Source organism: Methanothermobacter crinale, assembly GCF_055397825.1.
Window position 1 is genome coordinate 1,462,230 of sequence record NZ_AP042450.1, and the last position, 25,846, is coordinate 1,488,075.

A 25,846-nucleotide genomic window follows, 5' to 3' on the forward strand; every position below is an offset into this window, starting at 1 on the left:
AATGGTTCAAATACTCCTAACAGACCCAGAAAAATGTGACGGATGTAACGATTGTATAGAAGCATGCAAAAAAATCACAGGTCATGCCTCAATCTTTTTAAATGAACTGGAAGACGGCTACCATGCTATCGTATGCCAACAATGCGTCGACCCAGCCTGTGCAAGAGGATGCTTCAGAGACGCCATAAGAAAAGAACACGGAATCGTTAAAATAGAACAAGAAGCATGCATAGGCTGCAAACTCTGCATGTTAATGTGTCCAATAGGCGCCATAACATACTCAGAAGACGGGATGATAAAATGCGACCAAAGCTGCATAGAAAAACCAGGTGACACACCAGCATGTGTAGCAGCATGCGAAAAAGGATGCCTAGAAGCAGTAGATGTGAGAGAAGTTGTAAGCGACATACATAAAGGATTTGAATTGAAAGCCGCAACATCCTCAAGTTCACTAACACCATCATCACCATCATCAGACCTTGCAGCAGCCACCCAAGGACTCTGCGTATTCTGCGGAACCTGCGAAATGGTATGCCCAGTAGACGCTATAAAAGTCGTGGACAACCACCCAGAAATCGACAAGAAAAAATGTATAATGTGCGGATCATGCCTAGCAGCCTGCCCAGTCCTATTACCAAGCGGCGCCGGGAGCATATGGGATCCAAGGACAATAGCAAACATAAGATACACATCCAAAGCCGGTAAATACGTACTAAGAGGTTTCGGGACAGAGAGAAGACTGCCAAACTTCGACGACATACTAATAGTACCAGCACAGGCATCAATAGCACCAGTAGACAAATACAGAGAACCTTGTAACACACAAGTAACCCTAGGAACAAGATACGCAGAAGAACCACTCACACTACAAACACCAGTACTCATAGCAGGAATGTCATTCGGAGCACTCAGCAGAGAAAGTAAACTGGCGCTGGCCAAAGGCTCAGCAATGGTAGGATCATGCGCCAACACAGGCGAAGGCGGCATGCTACCAGAAGAAAGAGAACTAGCAGACAAACTCATAGTACAATACTCATCAGGAAGATTCGGAGTCTCATCAGAATACCTAAACGTCGGAGACGCGATAGAAGTGAAAATAGGCCAGGGAGCAAAGCCAGGGATGGGAGGACACCTACTAGCCGAGAAAGTAAGCCCGGAAGTCGCCAAAATCAGGGGAATACCAGAAGGTACAGACGCCTTAAGCCCCGCAAGATTCCTCGACGCAACAGACAGAAAAGACCTTGCAAAACACATAGAACTTCTCAGAGAAGTCACAGACTGGAAAGTCCCAATCATAGTAAAATTCGGACCGGGAAGAGTATACGAGGATGTTAGGATAGCAGCGGAAGCAGGAGCTGATATAATAGCCGTAGATGGCATGGAAGGTGGTACAGGAGCGGCCCCAGAGGTTGTGATAGAGCATACAGGCATACCCACACTCTCAGCATTGGTACAGGCAGTGAACAGCCTTAAAGACATGGGCTTAAAGGATGAAATAGACCTCATAATAACTGGAGGTATAAGAAGTGGTGCAGATGTTGCCAAGGCAATGGCAATGGGGGCAGATGCAGTATACATTGGAACAGGTGCAATGATAGCGATGGGATGCCGAGCCTGCAGAATGTGCTACACAGGAAAATGCCCAGTAGGTGTTGCAACACAAGACCCAGAACTGAGAAAAAGATTAGATGTTGACATCGCAGCAAGAAGGGTTGCAAATTACATAAAAGCCATGACAGAAGAAACCAAAATGCTGGCACAACTTGCAGGACATGACGACATAAGACAATTCAACCCAGACGACCTACGCGCCTTGGATACGAACACAGCAGCAATAACCGGACTAAAACTAATAAATGAATAAAAACCCAAAAGGGGAATGTGGGGGTCATCTCTTTAGTTATTTTTTCTTTTTATAGAATAGGTATGCTATTGTCGCAAGGCCAAGGGTAATTATTGATAAGATCCCCAAGAGCATGGCTCGGATCATCATAGGGGGCTTGCAGTGCACCCTATGTATTTTTATATCACTCCTTTTAACAATTTTGGGCGCTTGCACCTTTTTAGATGTGGATGGTGCAGATTTTACCTCAAGATTGTCTGCATGGACTATAATAGTCTTCCTCCAATCCGGCCTCATTCTTTTCATTTCCTATCCCAATCATGAGATATGGTATGATGGATTATTTAACTATTGCAGGTGGGGGGAGTCCCCCCCCCCCCCCACTTGCTTAGGGGAGTAGTTCACATGCTTTGAAATGGGATTCCACCATTCCAAAGTGCAAAGATGAGATGATCCTTCAATCTTAGGTAATTAGTATTGGAATTGGATTTTAGGCTTGTATGAATTCTATCATGGGGATGAGGTCTTGGGAATTTTCTATTTCCGCGTTTAGGTCTAGGTTTATGTAGGCTTTTCTCCCTGCGCTGTAACTTGATGAGAGTATGATCTGGTTGCCTATCAACTGGAAACCGTCAACTGGGGTGTGCCCAACTATCATGGCGTTGCAGTCAACTCTTCTTAGGAATTCATCTATATCTTCTTCTAGGTAGGATCCGTAACGGTTCCATAGCATCTCATAGACTGCAGGGGCTTGGTAACCATCCTCTTTTATGTTAATTATATCATCCAAGCCCTTTATGTGCCTTGATGGGCCCGCATGGCTTATGAAGACTCTATTTTTTGTTTTAACAGCGAAGGGCAGTTTCTTGAAGAATCTTGTATAGGATTCCAGTTTTTCCATCCAATTGTCACCGAATTTTTCCATTAATAGTTTCTCAAATGATAGGCTCTGGTTTACACCACCCTTGTAGACGTCTATGCCTGTGATGTGAGACCATTCATGGTTTCCTAGGAGCAGATAGAAATTTTTATAACGTTTATAATATGATCTTATGGTTTCAAGGATTTCCACTGACCCGTCTTCATATCCCATAGAGTGTATGAAATCTCCAGTGAAAACAATAGGCGACCTTCTACCATAATCTTCTTCCCATATCTTAAGATAAACTTTAAAGTCTGTAAGATTACCATGAAGATCTGTGACAACAAGTAAATTTTCACTTCCACCAACTTCTATGAGACTACCCATATGTTTCGTTGGCATAAGCATCAAACTATTATGGGTGCAACTACTATTTATGGTATGGGGTCTTATGAGGATTTCCCATATTTCGGTAAGTGATAAGATAACATTGCTGGTATACGGGTGCAATTTCAAGTGTAAATATTGTTTTTTCAAACCACGAGATTGCACAAACCTTACAACAAAAAGCCTATATGATATACTCTCCAAAATAAAAAAAGAATGCAATCTCTCTGAGATTTTAATAGCTGGTGGAGAACCCACCCTCCAAGATGATCTCCCAAAGTTGACAAAACTCCTAAATAGGAACTTTCACAGTATATTATCCACCAATGGCTCATACCTACTTGAGACAATAGACAAATTAAGGGTCAAGGAAGTTCATGTGAACCTTAAGGCCTTTGATAATAAAAAACATAGACTCCTCACCTCCCAATCAAATAAGAGAGTTCTTGAAGCCATAGAATATCTCGGAGAAAACAAGAGAGATCTTAACTTTAAAGTGGAAATTTCAACCGTACTCATACCAGGCATAATCGGATTATCTGAAATTGGGAAGATCGCGAAATTCCTTGGGAGATGGGACCTACCATATCATATAATAGCCCATGTGCCCACCAGATTGAACGCGCCAAGACCATCAAAAGACATAATAGATGCTGCGAAGAATATCAGCCAAAAATACCTATCAAATGTTTCAACATCACTAGAATCTAGAAGACATAGAAAAGGAAAAAAGATACTAATCCAAAAAAGTTTAATAATAAAAGTTTAATAGTAGAACATCATGGGGGGCTTTGGATTGGATTCAAGGATTCTATCAGTCATGATATTATGCGTGTTATTGGTGGGTGTATTTGCTGTTGCAGCAGAAAACGAGACAAACCAAACTTTAAACAAGTCCAATATTACAAATAACACCACGGTACAGCCACTTTCGGCTTGGTCATCTGTTAGTGTAAGCCCTTCTACTTTAAATCTTGGGACTCTACCCCCTGATGGCATAGAAAGAAGTTATCCAAATGCTGCAACCGTAACTGTCAGATACCTTCTAGCATTTAATGATCATCTTTATGTGAGGGCAAATGGGGATCTTATAGGCCCTAATGGTTCAACAATCCCAATATCAAATCTTAAATTCAGCACACCAAATGTTCCCAAAAGATCATTCACAACATCAGATTATATTATAGCGAACTATAGCGGGTTTTGGGGCTCTTTCACGGTCCCTATGAGTTTTTATGTTACTGTGCCGCCTTACACTGATCCTGGAACATATTCTGTTACCATAATTTATACTGCAACATGAAGATTCTTGTGGGGGTTGGGCATCCTTGGGTTGAAGATTTTTCTCTTTCAAGATCTTTCTAGGATCATAAATTTTTTGTGAGCCCACCCAATTTATTGTGATAATAGTCACAAAATTTTTTATATTTGGGTTTAATTTTCACATAAATCAAAAACTTTAAATATATCCTATGAACGAATTATTTTTTATATTGAGACTATGATTGGATAGTCATTAGGGTGATATAATGAATGAAAAAATAGGGGGACTACTAGCATTACTAGTGGCTTTGATGTTCGCAGTCGCACTAGGAGCATATGACACATCATCAGCAGCCACTGCAGATCAACAGGTCCAAGTATCAGTACAAGAAGCAATATCAATAGATGTTGACAGTCCAGTAGACTTTGGTAATCAGAGTGCAGGCGACACTTACAATAGCCCAAATTACGATATAAGCAACACTGGCAATGTTAAAATAGATCTTTATGTCAATACAAATGACACAGACTTTAGACCAACCACCGAAAACACAACTGATACAATACCAATAGATGGTAATTATAGGATAAGGAGTAATGTTACTGGAAGTTTCGAACAACTTTCAACGAGTCTTCTGAAGATCTATGATAACATGCCCAAGGCTAGTCAGGGCTCAGGAACACCATTTACATGGACAACACAGCAACAGCTTACAATACCAGCATTTACAGAAGATGGAACCTACGTCATAACCTTGATCTACACTGCAGTGAAACACAACGTACAACCATAATCTGATCCCATTTTTAAGCAAAAAACGAAATTTTTTTATTCTCCTTCATCTTATTTCTTTTATGGTATGATCTTCATATTAAGTACAGGGGAGTCTCGGATGAAGTTTAAGGTTCTTGTGGCAACTTTAATATTCATATTCCTTTTAGGGTCATTTTATCCGATTATTGCAACAGGTTTGTGGGCTTCGCCAGCTGAATTCCGCTACGACCTCAAACCGGGCGGGACAGTGACTGGTGAAGTTACAGTGAAAAATATCGGGAACGAAACAGTTAATGTTACTATTGAAAAAAAGAGGCTTCTCATGGACAGCATACACCTCGAATACTCTGATAAGGGTATTGCGAATTGGATAACAATCAATGGTAACACAACATTCACCCTAAAACCAGGAGAATCCCGGAAGGTAACATTCACTGTAAAGGCACCATCTAAGATAAACTATTCAGATGCTGTGGGCGCGCTTGTCATAAGGGGTCTTCCAGTGGTAGAGAATGTTACAGGAGGGACTCAGATCACACACGGAGTCGAACTTGTAGTGCCCATAAGAGTGGGGCTTCCAGGGCCTATCATAGAGTCTCTGGAACTCATTAACCATAAGGCACCCCTTATACTTTTGAGTTTTATTCCGGGAGAGTTTGTCTATGAGCTCAGGAATAATGGTACCGTTCAGGCGAACATGACAGGATCAGTGGAAATTAAGGGCTTGACCAGGCATAATATTCCTATAGAGGGTGTTGTATACCCTGAAGATAATTATACTCTTGTTGAAAGATGGACTCCTGGATGGACAGACCTCGGCTTATACAAGGTGGATACAACAATAAAATATGGTAGGTTCCAAGCTGTCAAGACGATAACCACCAGTGATAATGTTATAGTTATACCAGTATGGCTTATAATTCTCATCATAATAGGGGTGGTTGTCTGGATATTGCGCAGAAGGGGCGTGGAACCACCTATAAGGATAAGGATTGAGAGAAAATAGGCGCGTGGTTGGAAATTTTACATGGTTTAAAATTCTATCTTTTTTATTCTTTTCATCGCCTCTTTAGTGTTTTTTCGGGTGTTGAATGCTGTTAATCTAAAATATCCTTCCCCGCTTGGTCCGAATCCCGTGCCTGGGGTTACAACTACCTGAGCTTCTTCTAGTAATTTGTCGAAGAATTGCCATGAACTCATATTTGGTGTTTTAACCCAAATATAGGGTGCGTTAACTCCACCATAATATTCTAGGCTAGTATCTTCTAGGCTTTCCCTGATTATCCTAGCATTTTCCATGTAATATTTTATTGATTCTTTGATTTCTTTTCGTCCTTTTTCTGTGTATGTTGCGGCTGCTGCCACCTGTACTGGATATGATACGCCATTGAATTTTGTGGTTTGTCTCCTTTTCCATAACTTGTTTACTTGGTGGGTTTTGCCTTGACTGTCCTCTGCTTCTAATTCCTCTGGTACTATGGTGTAGGCGCATCTTGTACCTGTGAATCCTGCTGTCTTTGAGAAGCTTCTGAATTCTATTGCAACCTCGCGGGCCCCTTCTATCTCATAGATACTATGTGGTATCCTTTCTTCTTGTATGTAGGCTTCGTATGCCCCATCAAATAATATTATGCTTTTGTTATCCATTGCATAATCCACCCACTCTTTTAGCTGGTCTTTTGTCAAGCTTGTCCCTGTGGGATTGTTCGGGTAGCAGAGATAAATCAAGTCTACTTTTTCTTCTGGCGTGGGTGGTTGGAAGTTGTTCTCTGCGGTGCATGGGAGGTATGTGATGTTTTTGTAGCGGCCTTTTTTGTCTAGTGGCCCTCCCCGGCCTGCCATAACATTACTTTCAACATACACTGGATATACTGGGTCTGTTATCGCTATTTTGTTCTCTGTGCTGAATATTTCTTGGATGTTTGCTGTGTCGCACTTTGCACCATCACTTATAAAAACTTCTTCCAGGTTTAGTTCAACACCCCTTGGCTTGTAGTCGTTTTCTATTATCGCTTCTCGAAGAAAAGAGTATCCTTGTTCCGGACCGTATCCTTTGAATGTTTCTTTCCGACCCATTTCTTCCACTGCCTTTTTGAATGCTTTTATAACGGCCTGGGGTAGTGGTCTTGTAACATCTCCTATGCCCATGCTTATTATATTGGCTTCGGGGTTTTCTTTCTGGTATTTTTCCACTTTTTTGTTGATAGTGGAGAATAGGTAGCTTTCTTCGAGGTGTAGATAATTTTCGTTTATGAGTGTCAAACTTTAAACCCTCCTTATTTGTGGGTGTAATAGAATATGGTTTTTTGGTTTGTTTTATCTACTCTTGCGAATCCGAATCTTTCAAGTTGTACTATTTGGTCTGTTTTGAGTTTCTTGGCGGCTGGTTCAAGGAGGCCTTCTATGATTTTTGTGTTTGGCATTATCACACTGGCTGGGATGTTATCTTCCATGGGGATCCAGTGTATTATCCTTGCATTGTGTTTTCTCGCCTCTTCTAGGCTCCTGCTATGATATTCTAGGCTTTTGTCTCTTACTTTTACGTTAACTGCGTCTACGAGTCTTAATATTTTGGCTTCTTTGAGGTCGTTTTTTTGGATGTAGACTCTGCCATTGAATGGTATTTGTCTATGGCCCCTTTCTGGGTGGTCAGGGTGCAGCGGCCTCTTGATGGTGCCTTTCAGGTGCTCTGGCAGGTTTTTAATCTCGAATGGTGTGGGTTCTGCCACGAAAAAGTATCGGTTGGCCATCTCATCTAGTATGTTCTTGTTTAGGCCGTAGATTTTCTTCCAACTTAGGGTTGAATCTGCTATTTTAGCGCCGATTTCTATCATGGCCTCTCTTATGGCCTGGGCTTGTATTCCGCGCCTTTTTATGGCTCTTATTGTTCCGAGTCTTGGGTCGTCCCATCCTTTGTATGTTCCTTTTTGTATTCCTTCTCTTGTCTTGGATGTGCTCAGTTGTATGTTTTCCATGTGTAGTCGGCCGTAGTGTATGAATGTTGGCGGTTCCCATTCGAGGTGCTGGTAGAGGTATTCTTGTTTTTCTGTGTTTGTTATGTGGTCTTTTCCCCTTAGTACATGTGTTATACCTAGTAAGTGGTCGTCTATTGTTACTGCAAAGTTCATTGTTGGGTATATGCGGTATTTTTTGCCGGTGCGCGGGTGGGCCTCATCTACTATACGGAGGCCTACCCAGTCCCTTATTGCTGGATTTTTATGTTTTAGATCTGTTTTCACTCTGAGGACGGCTTCTCCCTCTGGTAGATGGTGCATTTGTTCCCAGCGTTTGAGGTTTTCTTCCTTTGGGAGGTTTCTGCATGGGCATGGCCTGGATTCGTCTTTTAGTTTTTTGAATTTTTCTGGTTTGCATGTGCAGATGTATCCTCCATTCTTTTCTAGGAGTTTTTTCGCATATTCGTGGTAGATGGGGATTCTGTCGCTTTGTATTATGAGTTTGTCCCATTTTATTCCTAGCCATTCTAGGTCTTCTTGTATCATCTTGTAGGCTTCTGGGTCTACTCTTCTCGGGTCTGTGTCTTCCATGCGGAGTATTAGGCTTCCATTGTATTTTTTGGCGTATTCGTGGTTTAGTATGGCTGCTCTTGCATGTCCTATGTGTAGTGGTCCGCTGGGGTTGGGTGCGAATCTTAGGATAACCTTTTGTTGGATGTTGGGTAGTGGTGGTAGTCCCCTCTTTTTTTCGGTTTCTTTTTTTTCTTCTAGTTTTATTCCTAACTTTTTTAGTTCTTCTTCTTGTTCCTTGGGGGTTAGTTTGTTGACTTTTTCCACTATATTCTTTGTTTTTTCTAGGACTTTTTGGGCTTTTTTTCTGAGTTGTGGTTCGTTGCTCATAACTGCTCCTATAACTGCCTTGTCCATGGCCTTGCCCTTATGCTTGACCGCGTTTATCAGGGCGTATTTGTATATTATCTCTTCCAGGTTCATTATAGTCCCCAAGGATTAATGTTTTCTTTCTATTATGAAGTCTGCTATTTCTTCTAGGATTTTTTTTGCCTGTGATTCTTCTAGTATTTTGAGTTTTTCCTTGGCCCTTTTTGTGTATTCTTCGGCTAATCTGTGGGCATACTCGATTGTTTCATACTTTTTGAAGATTTTTATGACTTCATTGACGCTTTCTTGGTCTTTAGATTCTAGTATCTTTATTAGTTTTTCCCTGTCCTTTTTTGAAGCTTTTTCCAGGGTTTTTACTGTGAGTATTGTCATTTTTCCTTCTGTTATATCACTTCCTATGGGCTTTCCCAAGGTTTTTTCGTCGCCTGCTATGTCTAGGTAGTCGTCGTGGATTTGGAATGCCAATCCTATTAGTTTTCCGTATTCTCCCAATGCTTCGATTTCTTCGTGCGTGCCCCCACCCACTATGGCCCCGGATTTTGTGGCGGCTGATATGAGTGCTGCTGTCTTCTTGTAGATCATTTCTAGGTATTCTTCTTCTTTGATTTCGAAGTTTTCTTCGAAGCTTATGTCCAGCGCTTGTCCTTCACAGATTTTTATACAAGAGTCTATAATGGTTGATAGTGCATTTGCAACGCGCTTGTATGATAATTCATCGATTCTAGTCTTTAAGGCGCTTTCGAAGGCTTTAGAGAATAGTATGTCTCCTGCGAGTATTGCCATGGATTCTCCCCAGAGTACGTGGACTGCGGGTTGGCCTCTTCTCATCTCGTCTTTGTCCATGATATCATCATGTATTAATGAGAATGTGTGTATTAGTTCTATAGCGGCTGCAACGTTCACAGCATCCTCTATTTCACCGCCTACGGCCTGGCAGCTGAGCAAGGCTAGTGTTGGCCTGATCCTTTTACCCCCGGCACCTATAAGGTGCATTGACGCCTCGTATAAACTCTTGGGGGTTATGTCAGCTATTATTTCTTCTAGTTTTGGGTTTATGAGCTTGGAGTATTCTCCAAGTGTTTCCATCAAATCCAAATCAGATCCCTCCATTGAAGACTTGGGCTTGTCCGTTCCTTAGTATGTGGATGTCGTTACCCACTCTGTAACCTTCTTCTTCGGCGAGTTCGGCATATGCTGATAGCATGTAAATGTCGCCGTGGGCTGGGATTACATGGACTGGGTTGAGCATCCTGAGGAAGTCCCTGTGATCCTCTTTACCAGCATGCCCTGATACATGAGCATTTGTATAGATTCTCGCCCCACTTGATATGAGTCTTTTCTCCATGAGGTTGCGGTTTGCTATATTCATTGGATTGGGTATGACAGGAGCCGATATGATGATGTTGTCCCCCTGTTTTACATTGAATTGTGTTTTACCATTAGCTATCCTGGGTAGTAGGGCGTCTGGCTCGCCCTGATGTCCTGTTGTAACGAGCAGATAATCTTCTCTGTTAACTTCAGCCCTTGCAAGGGCCCTATTAACTGATTTGGGACTTCCGAATATGCTAGCATTTTCTGGCAGTTTCAAGATTCCCATGGATTCTGCTAGGCTGCAGTATCTCTCCATTGATCTTCCAAGTAGAAGTATTTGCCGGTTGCTTTTTTTTGCTATGTCACTTATGGCTTGTATACGTTCAATGTGTGATGAGAACGTGGTTACTATCATGGCAGATTTTTCTTCTAGTGGTCTTTTCATTATATCTTCAAGTATTATCCTCGCAACCTTCTCAGATGGTGTTTTAACCTCTTCTGAGTCGGCCACTCTTGTTGTTTCAACTATTAATGCCAGCACTCCTTTACGTCCTAGTTCTTTTAGGCGGTGGTAATCTGGTTGTGGTGATATTATCTGGTGGTCGTCGAATTTGAAATCTAAACCATATACTATTATACCCTCTGGGGTGTGTAGGGCTGCTATGACTGACTGGGGTATGCTATGCGTAACATTTATAAATTCTAATGTCATATCAGGTGATAATTGACATTTTTCACCAGCATTCAGAACCTCTAACCTATTGGGGACGTTGAATTTTCTCTCTGATTTTATTATGCGTTCTATTAATGCTATTGTATAAGGTGTCCCTATTATGGGGGCGTTGTAGCGGTGGGCTAGTTTGGCCACTGCGCCGATGTGGTCTAGGTGGCCATGGGTAAATACTATTGCCCTTACTTTACCGTTAACTTCCCTCATGAGTGTGTCATCTGGGATAACCCCTCTTTCGATGAGGTCTAGGCTGTGCATTCTTGCAATGTCGGTATCCTCATGTACATGTACGCGGTCGAGGTGTATTCCCATGTCGAATATTACTACGTCGTCGTTTATTTTGACTGCTGACATGTTCTTTCCTACTTCTTCGTAGCCTCCGATGGCGATGATTTCCACGGTCAATATCGTTGCCTCCTCGCATATTTTGACGTGTTAAAGCCCCTTTCACGCAACCAAGTTCTTGTTTCGCCCTTTATCACGATAGGAGCCTTTTTAAGTTCCTCTATGTTCCGGGCGCCCACTAGGTACATTGCCACCTTCAGGGATTCGTTGAACCTCCCTATTACATTGATAACCTCCCTGTAGCTTTTCTGAGCCACTTTAAGGACTGGTAAGGCTATTCCAACGGCGTCAGCTCCTAGTGCTATGGCTTTTGCAGCATCTAATCCGCTTCTTATCCCCCCCGATGCTATCACCGGTATTTTAACTGTCTGCGCAACCTCTACTGTGCTAGCCGCTGTGGGTATGCCCCAATCCCAATATAGTCTCCCAAGATGTTTTTCCTCAGCCCTATAGGTTTCAACAGCAGCCCAGCTGGTCCCACCAGCCCCTGCAACGTCTATGGCGGCTACTCCTATCTCTTCTAATCTGCGGGCGTCCTCTGCGCATATACCGGCGCCGGTCTCTTTTACGAGTACTGGCACTTTTATGTTCTCCACTATTCTCTTGATGGAGTCTAGCAGTCCACTGGAGTTTATGTCACCCCCTGGTTGTATGGACTCTTGTAATGGGTTTAGGTGGATTGCCAGGGCATCCGCATCTATCATCTCCACTGCAGCCTCTGCATATTCTATCTGTGGCGCTCCGATATTCCCTATTAAGAGTGTTGATGGTGCCTCTTCCCTTGCAATAGTATAAGTGGCCTCGAGTGAAGGGTCCTCGATACCTGCTCTTTGGCTCCCAACCCCTAATCCTATACCAAGTTTTTCAGCCGCCTTTGCAAGCGCCTTGTTTATTCTAAAGGCTATGGGATGACCCCCTGTTATGGCCGTTATCATTATTGGTGATTGTAGTTCTTTTCCGAGTAATTCTATGCTCAGATCTATCTCTTCGGTGTCGACTTGGGTTAATGCATTGTGTACAAATTCCACATCCTTGAATCCTGTATCCTTTTTGTATTCTACATCATAGTGTGTGCATAATAATATGTGTTCCAATTTTCTATCTGAGATCATCATATATCCCCATCTATAATTGTCCTTTTAAGTTCTTGGCCTAGAAGGGCCTTTTTAATATTCCCTGGTTTCTTGGCGTTGATTATCTCAGAGGTCACTCCCTTCTCAGCCAATAGTAAGAGTTCTTTTATTTTACCTAGCATGGCCCCAGTAACATCCCCTGGTGTTCTGGGCTGATACCTAATATCCTTGAGGGATTTTATCCTCTTTAGGAGTTTGGCGTCTGGGTGTTTTTTGGGGTCTTTGTCGAATACTCCATCGACGTCTGTCCCTAGTATGACCCTATCAGGTTTTAGTATTTCCCCAAGGTATTTTATGATCTGGTCGCCTGAAAGTACAGACATTTTCAAGTTTTCGTCTGTATCGAGCACCACGTCACCATAGGTTACTGGTATGAAACCCCTTTCAAGGTATGAGATTATTATTCTAGGATCTGCATCTTTTATCCTTCCATTATCTGCTAATATGAAAGAGGAGGGTTGTATTGAAACAACTGGGATGTTTTCTTTTCGTAGCGCATCACATACATGGATATTTAAAAGTTTAACCCATCTTTGTATGATGGAAAATCCTATCATCTTTCTTTGCAATTCTTCCTTACTTGTTGGGGTTCCAATTTTATACTTTTTTGCGAGGGGGTGGCCGAAGGATCCGGCCCCATGGACTATTATAAGGGATGATGGCAGTGAATCTGAGATCTCCTCCGCGACCCTTTTAAGGTTTTCATGATCCAATGTGGGCTCTCTGGCCCCTTTTTTTGTTATTACACTTCCACCCAACTTTAGTATGATCAATTCTGCACACCCTTTCTGGTATACAAGTAGAAGATTATCCTCCATTGAAGTGAGCCTATTCGAGTAGTGTGAGATTTTGTTAGGTGAGGACTCCCTTGGTTGAGGGGTCTGCTTTCATGGCATTATATCCTCTGTCTGTTAGGGTTTCTAGGATTTGCCTTGTTCTATTGGGTGAGTATGCTATTATGCTCCCGCCACCGCCGGCTCCTGTTATCTTGGAACCTAATGCCCCTGCTTCCCTGCTTGTGTATATCATCTCTGATAGGCTCTGGGTGTTAACCCCTATCGCATCTAGTAAGCCCTGGTTTATGTTCATCAGTTCTCCGAGGCGTTCTTTATCATTAATTTCCAATGTTTTTCTTGCTTTTCGTGTGATGTGTGCTATGGTGTCCATGATAAGGTTCATGATCTTGGGGTGGCGTTTCATCCGTTCTTTCACGAGTTTAACCATCTTCGCAGTGTCTTCCGACCTAGTGTATCCTATGACCAGGGAATCTTTGAGGTCTCCCTTGATTTGGTCCATTTTTTCTTTGTCTAGGTATATTAGGCCTCCGTGCGTTGAGGTGGATGTATCTAGTGGACTCGCAGCACCTTGAACTTCCAGTTCGACTCTGTGAGCTCTCTTGGCAATTGATGTTAGTGTGGTCTTCCTTTCGTGGTATTTGTCAAGTGCTGCTATAGTGGCTACTGTAACGGCGGCTGATGAGCCTAAACCAGCCCCTATGGGTATTCCGATTTCAAGTTTTATTTTGAGGGGTGTGGAATCATGGTAAAATTCTAGGGCTTTGAGGATATAATTTAGGATGCCTATTTCACCTTTTTTTAATTTTAATCCTGTTTCTGGGGTGAGTATGGCTTCAAGATGGAGGTCATCAGATTTTATCCTTGTATAATCCTTGTGGGATTCCCTGATGGTTATGGTGGCCCTCTTGTCTATTGCGAGTGCTATGGCTGGTTTACCATAAACTACGGCGTGTTCTCCGAATAGGATGGTTTTACCTGGTGCAGACGCTCTTGAACCCATAGGACCACCAATAGTTGTCCCTTTGGATTATTCTAGGATGGCTGATGCGTATCCCACCACTGAGGAATTGTCACCTGTTATGTCACCACTGGTGGCGTATTTAAGGAGTCTGCCCTTAGTAGCTCCTAATCCTCTGGCTGCGATGATGGATGCCGCTACTGGACCATAACCACACATGCTAACATTGTACTGGTAAATCCTCTCATACATCCTGTTTTCATCTAATGAGATTATGGCTTCGAGCACTTTCTGGTCGTTTTTGTACGCGACCTCGGCTGGTTCATAATGTGTGAAATCTGTACTTGCTATGATCAGAACATCCTTTCCCTTGCTTGCATCTGTTATAGCATTCCCTATCTCCTTTGCTGTTTCGAGGTCTTGCATCCACATGCAAATGGGCACTATCTTAAAGTCCTGGTTGAAATATTGTAGGAATGGTAGGTGGACTTCGCAACTATGCTCTCCTATGTGGGCTGATTCGTCTATGTCTATTATCTCAGAGACTTCTAGGAGTTCTGTTGCAAGTTCTTCATCGATTTTAACATAGCCTAGTGGTGTTATCCATTCCCCTTCTGGCATGATGGATATGCCTGAGCCCATGCCTGTATGGTTTGGACACAATATTATGAAGGTTTTTGGGAAGCCATCGGCTGCGATGGCTTGGTAGGTGTGGGCTGCCACAGGCCCTGAATAGATGTAGCCTGCATGGGGTGCTATAGCAGCTTTTAGCCTCCTTTCATCTCCTATTTCCGGTATTTTGCCTGGGCCTAGTTTATGGTGGAAGCACCATTCTATCCTCTTTTTTAGGGTGTCTGCTTCGGCTTCATAGAATGTTCCTGCTACTGCAGGGTTTCTTTTCATAAAATCACATCATATTTTTACTTCGAATTCTGTTGGGGGGACGTCAAAGTCCTCGTCTTCTTTTAGCATGCCCTTTTCTTTGAGGAATTGCCTTGTGAGCAGCCAATAGACTAGTGCCAGGGCTTTTCTACCCTTGTTGTTCACTGGTATGGCTATGTCAACGTTCCCTAGGAGGTTTTCGGTGTCGCAGAGGGCGACTACTGGTATGTTCACCTGTTTTGCTTCTATGATTGCCTGGGAGTCCGCTCTTGGGTCTGTTGCGACGAGTACCTTGGGTTCTACGAATTTTGGGAAGTTTGGGTTTGTTAGCGTTCCTGGGATGAATCTGCCGGGGATTGTTTTCGCCCCGGTTATTTCCCCAAACTTTTTCACGGGTTTTTGTCCATATTGTCTTGTTGAGACTGCGAGTATATCATCCGGTTCGTATTTTGCCAGGAATTTTGCGGCTGCTATTATCCTGTCATTTGTTTTCCTAATATCTAATACGTAGAGACCGTCTGATCTTACACGATAGATGTATTTTTCCATGTCGGCTGTTTTTTGTTGTGTGCCGATATGTAGACCTGCTGCTAGGTATTTGTCCAATGGGATTAAGAGTTCTGCCAAATATATCACCTCTCTGGTAAGTTCGCCATCCTAGCGTAGGGTATTTCTTCTTGGATTCGGATGAGTTCGTTTAGTTTGGCTATTCTTTCACCGCCTATAGCTCCTGTTTTTATTATTGGAGCTGAGAATGCTACTGCTAGGTGTGCTATGGTCTCGTCTGTTGTTTCTCCTGATCTGTGGGACACTACGGGGATGTAATTGTTTTCTTGTGCTAGTTTCACCGTCTTGTAGGTGTCTGTTAGTGTGCCTATCTGGTTTGGTTTTATGATTATGGCGTTTGCGGCGCCTATTTCAATCCCTTTTTTGAGTATTTTGCTGTTTGTTACGAAGATGTCGTCTCCACAGATGATGCATTTGTTGCCTGTTTCCTTTGTTAGTTGGGCGAATCCTTGGAAGTCTGATTCTTCTAGTGGATCTTCTATGTAGAACATTTTGTAGGTTTCTATTAGTTCTTTGACGAATTCTATCTGTTCTCCTGTGTCGCGTTTTATGTTTTCTTGATTGTAAACATATTTTTCTTCTTTGGGGTTCCAGAGTTCAGTGGCCGCGAAATCAAGTGATGGTCTTATCTCGATGCCTGTTTCGTCCCCTATCTCTTCACATGCTCTTGCCTGTATTTCCAGGGCTTCGTAGTTTGATATTTTAGGGGCCCATCCCCCTTCATCGCCTTTACCCCCTGTGAATTCAGGGTCTTTGTCTTGTATCAGTTCTTTTATCCTCGCATGGACTTTTGAGTTTGCGAATACGGCTTCTTGGATTTCATTGGCCCCAGTGGGTATTACTAGAAATTCTTGGATGTCTGGGGCGTGTTTTCCTGCGTGTGCTCCTCCGTTTATCATGTTCCCTAGTGGGTATGGTATGCTCGTGGCGAAATCACCCCCAAGGAACTTGTACAATGGTAGGTTGTATGATGACGCGGCTGCCTTGGCTGCTGCCATTGAAACCGCCACTATAGTATTCCCACCAATGTTAGATAGGTTTTCTGTTCCATCTATCTCCTTTAGGATAAGGTCTATGTCCTCAAGGTACTCGGCGTCCATTCCTATTAACTCAGAGGATATAACATCCTCCAGTTCGCTTATTACCTTGTCAACTCCTCCTTCTGGGAATGCTACGACTTCTCTGGTTCCTGTGCTGGCGCCGCTGGGTGCTGCTGCACGTCCAAAACCATTCCATGTTATCACGTCTACTTCTATTGTAGGGTTGCCCCTACTGTCTAATATCTTTCTTACCCTAACATCTTCAATAACAGTCTCCACATGAACACCTCTTTTCCTATGGGAAAACTCTAAAAATGGGGTAGAAATAGTGGTTAATTATTTTTAGAGTTTTTATTTTCTAACAGCTAATGGTATAACGCTTTTTTTAAGTTCGAGGGTAGCTATGTCAATGGGGTCCTTGGTCTCTGGGATCTCAACTAATGGTTTAGCCCCCATTGCCAGTTGAAGAGCCCTCGCCCCTATCAACCTAGCCTTTTCAAACCTGGTCATTTTACTCATCTATCTTTCCCTCCTAGGAGTTCATTGAATATGGGGGAAGGTTTTTGTGATGGGACCGCCGAGATTTGAACTCGGGTCTCCAGCGTTCCAGTGGATCTTGTCCATCCCCGGGCTGGGAGGATGGACCAGGCTACCCTACGGTCCCATGATCTTACCATGTGTCAACGTGTGAGATTAACATGCGCCTGCAACAGTATCTTTTCAATCCCAGGTCATCGAGCACTTTCTTTGGCTTTTCACCATCCTTTACTCTTTCCTGATATTCCTTGAAGTATGCTGATATTGGTTTTCCACAGCTGAAACATCTTATGGGGATCATCTTCTCCTCCATTAATCATATCTTGTGAATATATATAAGGTTATCGATAGCTCTTTTGTCTTCGAGCCCTGGCTCCTCTGCCACCATATTTTTTGGGCTCTGAGCGTCTTGGGTCTCCGACGAGCATGGTGCGGTCATATTGTGAGAATTTTTCTTTAAGTTCCATGTCATTGGTCCATTGTATAAGGCCCCTTGCTATGGCCATCCTGGCGGCTTCTGCCTGTCCCATGACTCCTCCGCCTCTTACGTTCACTTTTATGTCTATGTTCTTTGTGATTTCTTCACCAGCTAATTTTAGGGGTTCGAATATCTTGAAGCGGGCGAGTTCGGGTTGGTATAATTCTAATGGTATTTTGTTGATTCTCACCCTACCTTCACCCTCATAGAATGTTGCCCTTGCAATGGCGGTTTTTCTTTTTCCACTTGTATGTACTATCTTTTTCATCATAAGCCACTCCAGTCTCTATTTTTTAGAATTTGGCTCCTAGCAGCCTTGATATTTCACCTAATTTCACTCCTTTACGGATGGGTGATCTTTTAGCTTCTGGTATCTGGGTCAACTCCGCTTCCTTGTATTCTCTCGGAACTCCCACATAGGCTCTTAGGCGTTTGAAAGCTTCTCTGCCCTTGGCTTTCTTGTATGGTAGCATGCCCCTCACTGTTCGCCTGAATATGTCATCGGGTCTCCTCGGATACTTGGGGCCCATCCTCCTAGGATTGGATATGCTTGATCTGTCTATTCTCTGTTTGTATTTCTTGTGGGCCCATTCCTTTGATCCTGTGATGATTATCTTGTCTGTGTTGAGGACCACTACTTCTTCGCCTTGGAGTAATTTCTTGCTCACAACACTCGCAAGTCTTCCTAGGACATGTCCTTTACCGTTGATGATCATGATAACTCCCTCATACTATTATTTTTATATTGGAGCCTTTTGGGTTTTCTTCTAGTAGTTTTTCTATTGTGAGGTGTTGCCCTTTCGCCTCTCTTATTTTATCTTTTGCTGTTTTTGAAAATTTCCATGCTGCTATTTTAACTTTGTGGTCTAGCTTGCCTGTTCCCAATACTTTCCCTGGGACTATTACTGTCTCGTTCTCGGTTGTGTGCCTGTTTATTCTTGATATGTTGACTTCTGCCATTTGTCTTGTGGGTTTTTCCAATCTCTTGGCGATGTCTTTCCATATTGCCACGTTTTCCTTTGATGATTTCCTTTTAAGGGCGCGTATAAGTTTTATGAGGTTGGGGTTTGTCTTTGTAATCTTTTTTGCCAATTTACACCCCCCTTAACATTTTTTTGTTATGTTGTCTGCTTTTTCCATTAAAATGTCACATGCTCTTTCTAGAACTTCTTCTGGCGGTATTGAACCGTCTGTTTCCATTTTGAAGATGAATGATCCTTCCTTGTATCCTACTTTTATGGCTTCCCTGTCACATGCCCTCATACAAGTTTTACACATTGCACAATCTTCAATATTAACCACTTTGGGTTTTTCGGGTCCTTCTTCTAGGATTCCCCTGGGGCATGCTTCTACGCATTCATAGCATTGTTCGCATTCTTCCCCGATTGTTATCCTTGGATAGTATTTGTATGCACATGCTGTGGTGGGCTTCCATTTAGTATGTTCCATTCCAATGCCGAGTTGTGCTATGGCCTCTAATTCTATGTTTTCATCCTCTCTAAGTCTTAGGATTGGTATGGTATCATATACTGGTACTACTTTTTCATCCTCTGATATCAGATCCTTTGAATAGACTATCCCCGGGCCTTTCTTTTTTAGTGTTAGGGATACGCTGCATCTTGGACAGTAGTCCTCGCAGTCGCATTCACTCGGCATTAAAATCCCATCTATCGCTTCTTTATCCGATTTTAATGGGATTAGACCGAGTCTGTGTGCTATGATTTCGTCGAACATGGATGAGTCATTTTTTATCATGTTAACGTATTCTATTGCCAGTTTGGGGACTTCTGTCATGCTGGTTCTTCTTATAGCGTTAACGAAGGATGTGTCAGCATCCTCTATTATGAGGGTTATTTCATTCTCGGATTTTTCTTTCATGTTTATATCCATTTTAGACCCTTCTCCCTCTCCTGCCTCCAGGTCTCCCTGTACCATCATGTGGTATTGGTGTAACATCCTCTATCTTACCTATTTTCAAACCTGCACGGGCTAATGCCCTTATAGCTGCCTGTGCCCCGGGTCCTGGTGTCCTTGGACCGTTTCCTCCGGGTGCCCTGACTTTTATGTGTAATCCTGTGATGCCCTTCTCCTTGGCATCCTCTGCTGCCCTGGTAGCTGCTTCCATTGCAGCGAATGGTGAGGCTTCTTGTCTGTCAGCCCTTACAACTCTTCCACCAGACCATTGTGTCACTGTCTCGGCTCCTGTGATATCTGTTATTGTGATTATTGTGTTATTGAATGATGAGTAGATGTGGGCGATGCCCCATTTTTCTTCTCCTTTAGCCTTGGCCATTTATACCCTCCTATTCTGTGTCTTCTGCCTTGGATTCTACCTGTCCTATCATGGGTGATAATGGATAGAATCCTATCTTATCTTCTTCACCCTTTTTCACTAGGTAGCCTGGGGCGTTGACTTTACCACCATCCAAGGCTATGTGTCCATGTACTATCATCTGTCTTGCCTGTCGTATTGTCCTTGCAAGTCCCTTCTCATATACCATGGTTTGTAGTCTACGTTTCAAAACATCTTCGATTGTTAGATTTAGGACGTCTTCTAGTTTAGCGTCATCTGATAGTATACCCATCCTTTTAAGGTGTCCTAGGAGTTGTTCCCTCTCCTTTCTTGTCTGTTCCTCGGGGAGGCCTAGGAGGTGCCTTGCATCCCTCCTGTATCTTCTGATCATGGTCTCGGCTTTCCATATCTCTTTTTTGTTCTTTAGCCCGTATTTTGTGAGTAGTCTGTTTTCTTCTTTTATCCTTTCAGCGTTCCATGGATGGGGTGGAGTGTCATACTTTTTACGGGGTTTTCGTGGGTGTCCCATATCAGATCATCCCCTCTATTTTCTTCTCCTTCTTCTAACACCTACAGATTGTCCTTTTCTGAAGGTTGATTTTGTCCTTTGGCCCCTTACTGGGAGGCCTAGTTCGTGTCTTATCCCCCTGTAACTTCTTATCTTCTTCAGACGGTTCAAGTCTTCTCTGAGACTCATTTCAAGGTCTGCCTCGATCAAGTGCTTGTCTTCGCCTGTTTCATAATCTTGGCGACGATTCATCATCCAATGGGGAATATCATACTCTTCAGGATTTTTAAGAGCTTCCTCTAACCTTGTTAGCTCGTCCTCTGACAAGTATCCTATCTTTTTCTGGCCATCAAATCCAAGAACACTTACTATGGCCTTTGCAAAAGCCTTACCAACACCTTTAATGTCTGTCAGCGCATGTTCTATTGTCTTATTACCGTTTAAGTCCTTTCTAGCTATACGTACTATGTGTTTGAATTCTTCTTCCATCTGTTTAACCTCCAAGGGTGTGAGAATGAATCCACAAACCTCTTGTGGATGTTATCCCCCCATATCCTCAAGGCGATAATGGGTAAAACCTAGGATTGTAGACATTAACCCGGACGCCGGGACTGGGATTTGAACCCAGGAGGAGCGAAGCTCCACAAGATCTCCAATCTTGCGCCTTACCTGGCTAGGCTATCCCGGCACCTGTATAATGAGATTAATCCAAATGGGGGATATTATTTATTCATTTAGATTCTATTTAAGTTTTACCATAACTTTGGATATGTTCCTCGTTCCATAAAAACTTTCTGGGTGTCTACTACGATACCCTTTTCAGCATCTAGGATCTCAAGGGAAGAGCACATGCTTTCACCGGCAGCTACGAGCTCGTCCTTGAGCGTCATCAAGACCACTGTGTCACCCTTTTCTATGTTATCATCTAATCCTATGATACCACCTACTGCAAGGTTTGCACCATGACAGATGGCATCAACTGCACTGTCCCTGATAACTATCCTTGGAAGGTGCTTGACCGCAAATTCCATTGGTTGTATACATTTTCGCAGGTGGGATTCGTCGCCTTCCTCTATCCAGAAATGGTATGCGTCGGTTAGGTCATGGAGCGTTATTAGTGTCTCATCTTCAGTGAATGGTCCGACTTTCGTACGTCTTAATTCGAGCATGTGAGCTCCTGTCCCAAGGGCTTCCCCAATATCATGACAATATTTCCTTATATAGGTTCCGGCTTCGCATCCGATCCTGAATAGCACATCCCTCCCATCTACTTCTAGTATTTTGACATAATAGATTTTTCTAACCCTTAGTTGGCGTTTCACAGCAGCTTTCATTGGTGGTGTCTGGAATATTTTACCCTGGAATTCTTGGAAAACATCCTCCAGTTTTGACATTTTAACGGGCCCATGCAATCTCATGACGCAAACATACTCTTTACCCGCTTCTAGGAGTAATTGGAGCACCCTTGTAGCCTTTTCGATGCCTATGGGTAGTATCCCAGTGACTTTGGGGTCTAGTGTTCCTCCGTGTCCGACTTTTTTCACGTTGAGTAGTCTGCGGATCCATGAATCTACTTGATGGGAGGTGGGACCTGGGGGCTTATCAAGGTTGATAACCCCCTTTTGTATGTGTTCCTCTATGGGCCTCTTATATGGTGGGCAACCATATGCCGGGTCTGTTTCGGCTTCAGTTTTGATTAGGAACCTTGCCATGGGGCGCCCCATTAATCTTATTGTTTTTCGAGTTGTTTTTTAATCTCTTCTATGTCGTCTGATTTTATTTCTATCTTTTTTTCTGTGGGTTCTAAGTGTTTTATGTTGCACCTCCTGTTTTTGACGTTGACCCCAACGACTTCTACGAAATTTTTATCGATTATATCAATTATCACACATTCTTCTCCTGCTTCTCTGCCTGCGGTTTTGATGCATATTCTTCCCACTTCTATTGCTGTCATTTGATCACCTCGATAATTTTTATTATTATATTCGTGATTTCTTCGGGTTTGAAATGGGCGCTGTTTAGTATTATATCATAGACTTGTAGATCTTCTATGTCAATCCCGTGGATTTCCATGTATCTTTTGGCTTCGCTTTCCTCTCTTCTCCTAATCTCATCCTCAACAACCTTGCGGGGCTTTGATTCTCTTCTACTTATCCTCTCTGCTCTAACATCGAATGGGGCTATTATGAGAATTTTGAGGTCTGCTTTGACAAAATAGGCTGAAAGTCTCCCCTCCACTATCAAGTTATCCGCTCTTTTAGCCATCTCTGCTTGTCTTTTATCTATCTCCTTGTCGATTTCATGGTCTTCTTCCGCTAGTCTGCTAAATTCTAGGATGTTCATCCCCTTTTCGGCTGCCATCTGCCTGAAAACTTCACCCGCTGATATGAATGGTATCCCTAGTTTCCTTGAGAGTACCCTTGTTATTGTTGTTGTACCAGCGCCTGGGAGACCACTGATGGTTATTATCATGACCTTGCCTCTTCCTTAAAAACTTTTCTCATACACTCTGAACAGTAATAACCACCATATGGCCTGTTAGGTCTTCTCTTCGACTTTGACAATTTTCTTATCTGGTATGGTCTTCCGCGTGGGACTCCATGGAGTGGCTTGCCGCATCCTGCACACACATGTTTTGATGGTTTTTTCTTCTTGTAGTGTATGACCGTCCTGCCACCTGGAGTCCTCTTGAATGTTCTCTTATATGACTTGGATCTGTATCTTAATTCTGGCATTGAGCGTTCCTCCAAAATTACATTCCTTTAAGTCCCATGAATTTCCTGAATATCTGGGACATTGCAAATGAACATAGTATGTACCAGCCAAGCCATCCTATAGCATAGGCTGGTGAACCAGCCGGCATCTTATAGAACATGTGCCATACTGGGACTAGGAGCACGTAATATGCTACTTGTGGGAGTATGATCGTGGCCTTTGAAATATGGGGGTGTTGGGCCATCCAATAGAATACTAGGATTATGGGCAGGAAGGTTACTATCATCGGCTTGAATGACATTGTCATCATTTCCCTCTGCTTGTCCATGAATTCCATCTGCTTCTCTTGGAGTTCCTCGAGGGCTTTAACGTCACTGGATTTCCTGGCTTCCATGACCTCTTGTTGGAATTCTTGCATTTCAAGTCTAAGTTTTTGTAGTCGTTCTTGGTCTACGAGTAGTTTGTTTGCTAATGTTATTATGAAGGCTACTAGGGTGGCTATAACAAATATTGTGAGTATTGGATTTTGTGGATTAGGGTCTAATGCTAGGAATGGGCCGAATATGATATCTAATCCCTTGTATATAATGTCAAGTACCATTTTCTTGTTTCTCCTCTTATAGTATCTTTTTCATTTCCTGAACTGCATTTTCTAGGCGGTTGTTATGGTTTTCGATTATTTTCACTGTTGCACCTGTTAGGGTGGCGTAGGCCATGGCAGCTGCTCTGTTCATTTGTTGGTGCAAGTCTATTTCTTTGAGCATTTCCATGTCCCTTGTCCTTGTCTTGTCCGAGATTCTTCTCATGAAGATTTCCTCTGGGTCTGCCTCAATAAGTACGAACATGTTTGGTTGGAGTTCCTCTAGGACCCATTGTGGTAGTCCTGGTAGAAAACCAGTCGGCGTTTTTATGGTGCAGTGGGTGTCAACGATTATATTAGTTTCCTCGGATCTCTCTCTTATATTTTTCGCAGCCGCCTTTTGTATCTTCTTTTGTTTTTCTGGTGAAAGTCTCCTCAACTGATCCCTATCCTCCACCAGACCCTTTGATTGGGCTATTTCGAGCATCACATCCCCATAGTTTACGTTTATATAATCTAGGTCTTCTAGTGCATGTTCGAGTACTGTTGTACTCCCAGATCCTGGTATGCCTGCAACTACAACAACCTTCATATTTTATCCCCTTTTTTTATTCTCCAAGGAAGCGTCTGAGCATTGGATGCATGTCCATAAGTTGTTCCTGGGCTATCTCCTCATATAACCTGTAGACTATACCCACTGTTAAAAGCACACCGGTACCCCCACCTAGGGCCCCTGTTAGGTCAGCTATGAATGCTAGGAATCCTACGAAGGCCCCCCCTATTATGGTGAGTGGGGGTATATAACGTTTTAGTATCCTCTCAAATTGTTTCTTGGTACTTCTAAAACCAGGAATTTGTAATCCCATCTGGTATAATTGTTTGGCAACCTCTCGGGGTCCGAGGCCGCTTATTTCGATCCATAACCATGCGAATAGGATAGAGAATCCTATGAATACTATTGCATAAAATATGACTTTGAAGGGATCCAAGTAGAGGATGTCAATAGACCTTGGGGGGGTTAGGAGGTATGCTATGCCACTTATGGCTTGCCCCCTTGAAACCTCTCCGAGTATTGGGTGTCCCATTTTCTGGAATACGTTGGCCATTAATTGCACGTTTAATAGTAGGGCGCTTGTGAGTATAACTGGCATGTTACTCGCATATACGAACCTGAGCGGGTACTTGCCTATTGGACCCCTCCCCCATCTTTTACCTCCACCCATTGTTAAGGGTATTTCAACCCTCATGCTCTCTGCATAGACCACAATTAGGAATACGAAGATTAGGGCTAGTATTGGTATAATATAATATTGTATATCAGGAGATTGGCCAGTTGCTAGCAAGTATAGGAAACCTGGTATTCTGCCGGCTGGCACTCCTGGTTGTGCTGGTGAGGGAAGGGGGTTGAATGCTCCCACCATTATCTGCTGGGATACTCCTGCTGCTATGAATAGTCCAACTCCACTGCCAAAGCCCCACTTAGAGACCACCTCATCTAGGAATATTATGAGCACGCCACCTATTGTCATCTGTAATATTAGTATGCCTGTAAATGCTGAAGATAAAGGTGTGAGGGCCCCTGTTAGTACTAGTATGGCTGCTTCAAAGACTGTGAAGATTATGGCTAACAGTTTCTGGGTTCCTTGGAAGAATGCCTTGTCTTCGTGGCGTGAGAGGTCCAATTTTAATAGTTTTCCACCTACTAGCAATTGTAGTATGATTGATGCTGAGACTATGGGCCCTATACCTAATGTTAGGATTGAGCCGAAGTTTCCTGCGATAACCGCCCTTAACTGTGCGAATTGGTCCACTGCGGTGGGACTTAGACCATATAGGGGTATCTGGCCGAGGAAGAAGTATAATATTAGGATTATTCCCGTCCATTTGAGTTTTTCCTTGAATGTTTGCCTGTATTCAGGCCGTTTTACTTCTGGTATTATTGAGAATATGGGGTCTAGTTTCTCCCTCAAATTTGTTCAACTCCCAGG

33 protein-coding genes and 2 tRNA genes are annotated in these 25,846 nt (G+C 43.0%); 5 read left to right on the top strand and 30 right to left on the bottom strand.

Features of this window, described 5'->3' with window-relative positions; all coding sequences use genetic code 11:
* Position 1: 1 nt before the first annotated feature.
* The gene (locus ACZ5XX_RS08280; RefSeq protein ID WP_464584321.1) at positions 2–1,864 is read left to right on the top strand and encodes a glutamate synthase-related protein; all 1,863 of its coding nucleotides are present in this window, start codon (positions 2–4) and stop codon (positions 1,862–1,864) included.
* 36 nt (positions 1,865–1,900) lie between these two features.
* Here ACZ5XX_RS08280 and ACZ5XX_RS08285 read toward each other — a convergent pair whose 3' ends face one another.
* Complete coding sequence (locus ACZ5XX_RS08285) at positions 1,901–2,149, bottom strand: hypothetical protein (protein ID WP_464584324.1); 249 nt, start codon at positions 2,147–2,149, stop codon at positions 1,901–1,903.
* Between the two features lie 184 nt (positions 2,150–2,333).
* Positions 2,334–3,107 (bottom strand): metallophosphoesterase, encoded by a 774-nt coding sequence (locus ACZ5XX_RS08290; protein ID WP_464584326.1) that lies wholly within the window; start codon positions 3,105–3,107, stop codon positions 2,334–2,336.
* A 49-nt stretch (positions 3,108–3,156) separates the two neighbouring features.
* Here ACZ5XX_RS08290 and ACZ5XX_RS08295 point away from each other — a divergent pair, with 49 nt between their 5' ends.
* The 4 genes from ACZ5XX_RS08295 (at position 3,157) to ACZ5XX_RS08310 (ending at position 6,136) form a co-directional block, all read left to right on the top strand.
* The gene (locus ACZ5XX_RS08295; protein WP_464584328.1) at positions 3,157–3,861 is read left to right on the top strand and encodes a radical SAM protein; all 705 of its coding nucleotides are present in this window, start codon (positions 3,157–3,159) and stop codon (positions 3,859–3,861) included.
* Between the two features lie 27 nt (positions 3,862–3,888).
* Positions 3,889–4,395, top strand: a complete 507-nt coding sequence (locus tag ACZ5XX_RS08300; protein WP_464584330.1) for a hypothetical protein — start codon at positions 3,889–3,891, stop codon at positions 4,393–4,395.
* Between the two features lie 226 nt (positions 4,396–4,621).
* Entirely contained in the window at positions 4,622–5,149 is a 528-nt protein-coding gene (locus ACZ5XX_RS08305; RefSeq protein WP_464584332.1) for a hypothetical protein, read from the top strand.
* Between the two features lie 99 nt (positions 5,150–5,248).
* Positions 5,249–6,136, top strand: coding sequence for a COG1470 family protein (locus tag ACZ5XX_RS08310; protein WP_464584334.1), 888 nt, complete (start codon positions 5,249–5,251; stop codon positions 6,134–6,136).
* A gap of 26 nt (positions 6,137–6,162) precedes the next feature.
* Here the strand turns inward: ACZ5XX_RS08310 and ACZ5XX_RS08315 are convergent, their stop codons facing one another.
* From ACZ5XX_RS08315 to secY, 28 genes are all read right to left on the bottom strand, one after another.
* Complete coding sequence (locus tag ACZ5XX_RS08315) at positions 6,163–7,392, bottom strand: LL-diaminopimelate aminotransferase (RefSeq protein ID WP_464584336.1); 1,230 nt, start codon at positions 7,390–7,392, stop codon at positions 6,163–6,165.
* A 14-nt stretch (positions 7,393–7,406) separates the two neighbouring features.
* Entirely contained in the window at positions 7,407–9,077 is a 1,671-nt protein-coding gene (locus ACZ5XX_RS08320; RefSeq protein WP_464584338.1) for a glutamate--tRNA ligase, read from the bottom strand.
* A 15-nt stretch (positions 9,078–9,092) separates the two neighbouring features.
* Positions 9,093–10,070 (bottom strand): short chain isoprenyl diphosphate synthase IdsA, encoded by a 978-nt coding sequence (idsA, locus tag ACZ5XX_RS08325; protein ID WP_464586347.1) that lies wholly within the window; start codon positions 10,068–10,070, stop codon positions 9,093–9,095.
* A 10-nt stretch (positions 10,071–10,080) separates the two neighbouring features.
* A complete protein-coding gene (locus ACZ5XX_RS08330; RefSeq protein ID WP_464584340.1) occupies positions 10,081–11,430 on the bottom strand; it encodes an RNase J family beta-CASP ribonuclease in 1,350 nt (449 codons plus the stop codon).
* Entirely contained in the window at positions 11,427–12,482 is a 1,056-nt protein-coding gene (gene fni / locus ACZ5XX_RS08335; RefSeq protein WP_464584342.1) for a type 2 isopentenyl-diphosphate Delta-isomerase, read from the bottom strand. The genes ACZ5XX_RS08330 and fni overlap by 4 nt, the downstream gene beginning before the upstream one ends.
* The gene (locus ACZ5XX_RS08340) at positions 12,482–13,276 is read right to left on the bottom strand and encodes an isopentenyl phosphate kinase (RefSeq protein WP_464584344.1); all 795 of its coding nucleotides are present in this window, start codon (positions 13,274–13,276) and stop codon (positions 12,482–12,484) included. The genes fni and ACZ5XX_RS08340 overlap by 1 nt, the downstream gene beginning before the upstream one ends.
* A 79-nt stretch (positions 13,277–13,355) precedes the next feature.
* Positions 13,356–14,300, bottom strand: coding sequence for a mevalonate kinase (mvk, locus tag ACZ5XX_RS08345; RefSeq protein WP_464584346.1), 945 nt, complete (start codon positions 14,298–14,300; stop codon positions 13,356–13,358).
* A gap of 27 nt (positions 14,301–14,327) precedes the next feature.
* The gene (gene amrB / locus ACZ5XX_RS08350) at positions 14,328–15,161 is read right to left on the bottom strand and encodes an AmmeMemoRadiSam system protein B (RefSeq protein WP_464584348.1); all 834 of its coding nucleotides are present in this window, start codon (positions 15,159–15,161) and stop codon (positions 14,328–14,330) included.
* Between the two features lie 9 nt (positions 15,162–15,170).
* Complete coding sequence (gene rpsB, locus ACZ5XX_RS08355) at positions 15,171–15,767, bottom strand: 30S ribosomal protein S2 (protein WP_464584350.1); 597 nt, start codon at positions 15,765–15,767, stop codon at positions 15,171–15,173.
* Positions 15,768–15,772: 5 nt separating this feature from the next.
* Positions 15,773–17,026 (bottom strand): phosphopyruvate hydratase, encoded by a 1,254-nt coding sequence (gene eno, locus ACZ5XX_RS08360; RefSeq protein WP_464584352.1) that lies wholly within the window; start codon positions 17,024–17,026, stop codon positions 15,773–15,775.
* A 72-nt stretch (positions 17,027–17,098) separates the two neighbouring features.
* Positions 17,099–17,266 (bottom strand): DNA-directed RNA polymerase subunit K, encoded by a 168-nt coding sequence (locus ACZ5XX_RS08365; protein WP_464584354.1) that lies wholly within the window; start codon positions 17,264–17,266, stop codon positions 17,099–17,101.
* A 50-nt stretch (positions 17,267–17,316) separates the two neighbouring features.
* Positions 17,317–17,411, bottom strand: a tRNA-Pro gene (locus tag ACZ5XX_RS08370).
* Between the two features lie 6 nt (positions 17,412–17,417).
* Entirely contained in the window at positions 17,418–17,585 is a 168-nt protein-coding gene (locus tag ACZ5XX_RS08375) for a DNA-directed RNA polymerase subunit N (protein WP_464584356.1), read from the bottom strand.
* A gap of 40 nt (positions 17,586–17,625) precedes the next feature.
* On the bottom strand, positions 17,626–18,030 hold the full coding sequence (locus ACZ5XX_RS08380; RefSeq protein WP_464584358.1) for a 30S ribosomal protein S9: 405 nt from the start codon (positions 18,028–18,030) through the stop codon (positions 17,626–17,628).
* A gap of 25 nt (positions 18,031–18,055) precedes the next feature.
* A complete protein-coding gene (locus ACZ5XX_RS08385) occupies positions 18,056–18,478 on the bottom strand; it encodes a 50S ribosomal protein L13 (protein ID WP_464584360.1) in 423 nt (140 codons plus the stop codon).
* 10 nt (positions 18,479–18,488) lie between these two features.
* Entirely contained in the window at positions 18,489–18,854 is a 366-nt protein-coding gene (locus ACZ5XX_RS08390) for a 50S ribosomal protein L18e (protein WP_464584362.1), read from the bottom strand.
* Positions 18,855–18,866: 12 nt separating this feature from the next.
* A complete protein-coding gene (locus ACZ5XX_RS08395) occupies positions 18,867–19,652 on the bottom strand; it encodes a DNA-directed RNA polymerase subunit D (RefSeq protein WP_464584364.1) in 786 nt (261 codons plus the stop codon).
* Position 19,653: 1 nt separating this feature from the next.
* Positions 19,654–20,055: a 30S ribosomal protein S11 gene (locus ACZ5XX_RS08400; RefSeq protein ID WP_464584366.1), complete on the bottom strand. Its 402-nt coding sequence runs from the start codon at positions 20,053–20,055 to the stop codon at positions 19,654–19,656.
* 10 nt (positions 20,056–20,065) lie between these two features.
* Entirely contained in the window at positions 20,066–20,584 is a 519-nt protein-coding gene (locus tag ACZ5XX_RS08405; protein ID WP_464584368.1) for a 30S ribosomal protein S4, read from the bottom strand.
* Between the two features lie 15 nt (positions 20,585–20,599).
* Positions 20,600–21,052 carry a 30S ribosomal protein S13 gene (locus ACZ5XX_RS08410; protein WP_464584370.1) on the bottom strand — a complete coding sequence of 151 codons (453 nt, stop codon included), beginning with the start codon at positions 21,050–21,052 and terminating at the stop codon, positions 20,600–20,602.
* Positions 21,053–21,166: 114 nt separating this feature from the next.
* Positions 21,167–21,251, bottom strand: a tRNA-Ser gene (locus ACZ5XX_RS08415).
* 64 nt (positions 21,252–21,315) lie between these two features.
* Positions 21,316–22,275, bottom strand: coding sequence for an RNA-guided pseudouridylation complex pseudouridine synthase subunit Cbf5 (locus ACZ5XX_RS08420; RefSeq protein WP_464584372.1), 960 nt, complete (start codon positions 22,273–22,275; stop codon positions 21,316–21,318).
* A gap of 17 nt (positions 22,276–22,292) precedes the next feature.
* The gene (locus ACZ5XX_RS08425) at positions 22,293–22,517 is read right to left on the bottom strand and encodes a 50S ribosomal protein L14e (RefSeq protein WP_464584374.1); all 225 of its coding nucleotides are present in this window, start codon (positions 22,515–22,517) and stop codon (positions 22,293–22,295) included.
* Positions 22,514–23,035, bottom strand: a complete 522-nt coding sequence (cmk, locus tag ACZ5XX_RS08430; RefSeq protein ID WP_464584376.1) for a (d)CMP kinase — start codon at positions 23,033–23,035, stop codon at positions 22,514–22,516. Before cmk ends, ACZ5XX_RS08425 begins: the two co-directional genes overlap by 4 nt.
* A complete protein-coding gene (locus tag ACZ5XX_RS08435; protein WP_464584377.1) occupies positions 23,032–23,298 on the bottom strand; it encodes a 50S ribosomal protein L34e in 267 nt (88 codons plus the stop codon). The genes cmk and ACZ5XX_RS08435 overlap by 4 nt, the downstream gene beginning before the upstream one ends.
* 17 nt (positions 23,299–23,315) lie before the next feature.
* Positions 23,316–23,879, bottom strand: coding sequence for an EMC3/TMCO1 family protein (locus ACZ5XX_RS08440; RefSeq protein ID WP_464584380.1), 564 nt, complete (start codon positions 23,877–23,879; stop codon positions 23,316–23,318).
* 16 nt (positions 23,880–23,895) lie between these two features.
* Entirely contained in the window at positions 23,896–24,450 is a 555-nt protein-coding gene (locus ACZ5XX_RS08445) for an adenylate kinase (RefSeq protein WP_464584382.1), read from the bottom strand.
* A gap of 16 nt (positions 24,451–24,466) precedes the next feature.
* On the bottom strand, positions 24,467–25,828 hold the full coding sequence (gene secY, locus ACZ5XX_RS08450) for a preprotein translocase subunit SecY (protein ID WP_464584384.1): 1,362 nt from the start codon (positions 25,826–25,828) through the stop codon (positions 24,467–24,469).
* Positions 25,829–25,846: the final 18 nt, after the last annotated feature.

Coding starts and splice junctions, on each gene's coding strand:
- ACZ5XX_RS08280 (WP_464584321.1), top strand. CDS start 2: ATGGTTCAAATACTCCTAACAGACCCAGAAAAATGTGACGGATGTAAC.
- ACZ5XX_RS08285 (WP_464584324.1), bottom strand. CDS start 2,149: ATGAAAAGAATGAGGCCGGATTGGAGGAAGACTATTATAGTCCATGCA.
- ACZ5XX_RS08290 (WP_464584326.1), bottom strand. CDS start 3,107: ATGCCAACGAAACATATGGGTAGTCTCATAGAAGTTGGTGGAAGTGAA.
- ACZ5XX_RS08295 (WP_464584328.1), top strand. CDS start 3,157: ATGAGGATTTCCCATATTTCGGTAAGTGATAAGATAACATTGCTGGTA.
- ACZ5XX_RS08305 (WP_464584332.1), top strand. CDS start 4,622: ATGAATGAAAAAATAGGGGGACTACTAGCATTACTAGTGGCTTTGATG.
- ACZ5XX_RS08310 (WP_464584334.1), top strand. CDS start 5,249: ATGAAGTTTAAGGTTCTTGTGGCAACTTTAATATTCATATTCCTTTTA.
- ACZ5XX_RS08320 (WP_464584338.1), bottom strand. CDS start 9,077: ATGAACCTGGAAGAGATAATATACAAATACGCCCTGATAAACGCGGTC.
- idsA (WP_464586347.1), bottom strand. CDS start 10,070: ATGGAAACACTTGGAGAATACTCCAAGCTCATAAACCCAAAACTAGAA.
- fni (WP_464584342.1), bottom strand. CDS start 12,482: ATGATCTCAGATAGAAAATTGGAACACATATTATTATGCACACACTAT.
- mvk (WP_464584346.1), bottom strand. CDS start 14,300: ATGGGTTCAAGAGCGTCTGCACCAGGTAAAACCATCCTATTCGGAGAA.
- amrB (WP_464584348.1), bottom strand. CDS start 15,161: ATGAAAAGAAACCCTGCAGTAGCAGGAACATTCTATGAAGCCGAAGCA.
- ACZ5XX_RS08365 (WP_464584354.1), bottom strand. CDS start 17,266: ATGAGTAAAATGACCAGGTTTGAAAAGGCTAGGTTGATAGGGGCGAGG.
- ACZ5XX_RS08375 (WP_464584356.1), bottom strand. CDS start 17,585: ATGATCCCCATAAGATGTTTCAGCTGTGGAAAACCAATATCAGCATAC.
- ACZ5XX_RS08380 (WP_464584358.1), bottom strand. CDS start 18,030: ATGAAAAAGATAGTACATACAAGTGGAAAAAGAAAAACCGCCATTGCA.
- ACZ5XX_RS08385 (WP_464584360.1), bottom strand. CDS start 18,478: ATGATCATCAACGGTAAAGGACATGTCCTAGGAAGACTTGCGAGTGTT.
- ACZ5XX_RS08395 (WP_464584364.1), bottom strand. CDS start 19,652: ATGGATATAAACATGAAAGAAAAATCCGAGAATGAAATAACCCTCATA.
- ACZ5XX_RS08400 (WP_464584366.1), bottom strand. CDS start 20,055: ATGGCCAAGGCTAAAGGAGAAGAAAAATGGGGCATCGCCCACATCTAC.
- ACZ5XX_RS08405 (WP_464584368.1), bottom strand. CDS start 20,584: ATGGGACACCCACGAAAACCCCGTAAAAAGTATGACACTCCACCCCAT.
- ACZ5XX_RS08410 (WP_464584370.1), bottom strand. CDS start 21,052: ATGGAAGAAGAATTCAAACACATAGTACGTATAGCTAGAAAGGACTTA.
- ACZ5XX_RS08420 (WP_464584372.1), bottom strand. CDS start 22,275: ATGGCAAGGTTCCTAATCAAAACTGAAGCCGAAACAGACCCGGCATAT.
- ACZ5XX_RS08425 (WP_464584374.1), bottom strand. CDS start 22,517: ATGACAGCAATAGAAGTGGGAAGAATATGCATCAAAACCGCAGGCAGA.
- cmk (WP_464584376.1), bottom strand. CDS start 23,035: ATGATAATAACCATCAGTGGTCTCCCAGGCGCTGGTACAACAACAATA.
- ACZ5XX_RS08435 (WP_464584377.1), bottom strand. CDS start 23,298: ATGCCAGAATTAAGATACAGATCCAAGTCATATAAGAGAACATTCAAG.
- ACZ5XX_RS08440 (WP_464584380.1), bottom strand. CDS start 23,879: ATGGTACTTGACATTATATACAAGGGATTAGATATCATATTCGGCCCA.
- ACZ5XX_RS08445 (WP_464584382.1), bottom strand. CDS start 24,450: ATGAAGGTTGTTGTAGTTGCAGGCATACCAGGATCTGGGAGTACAACA.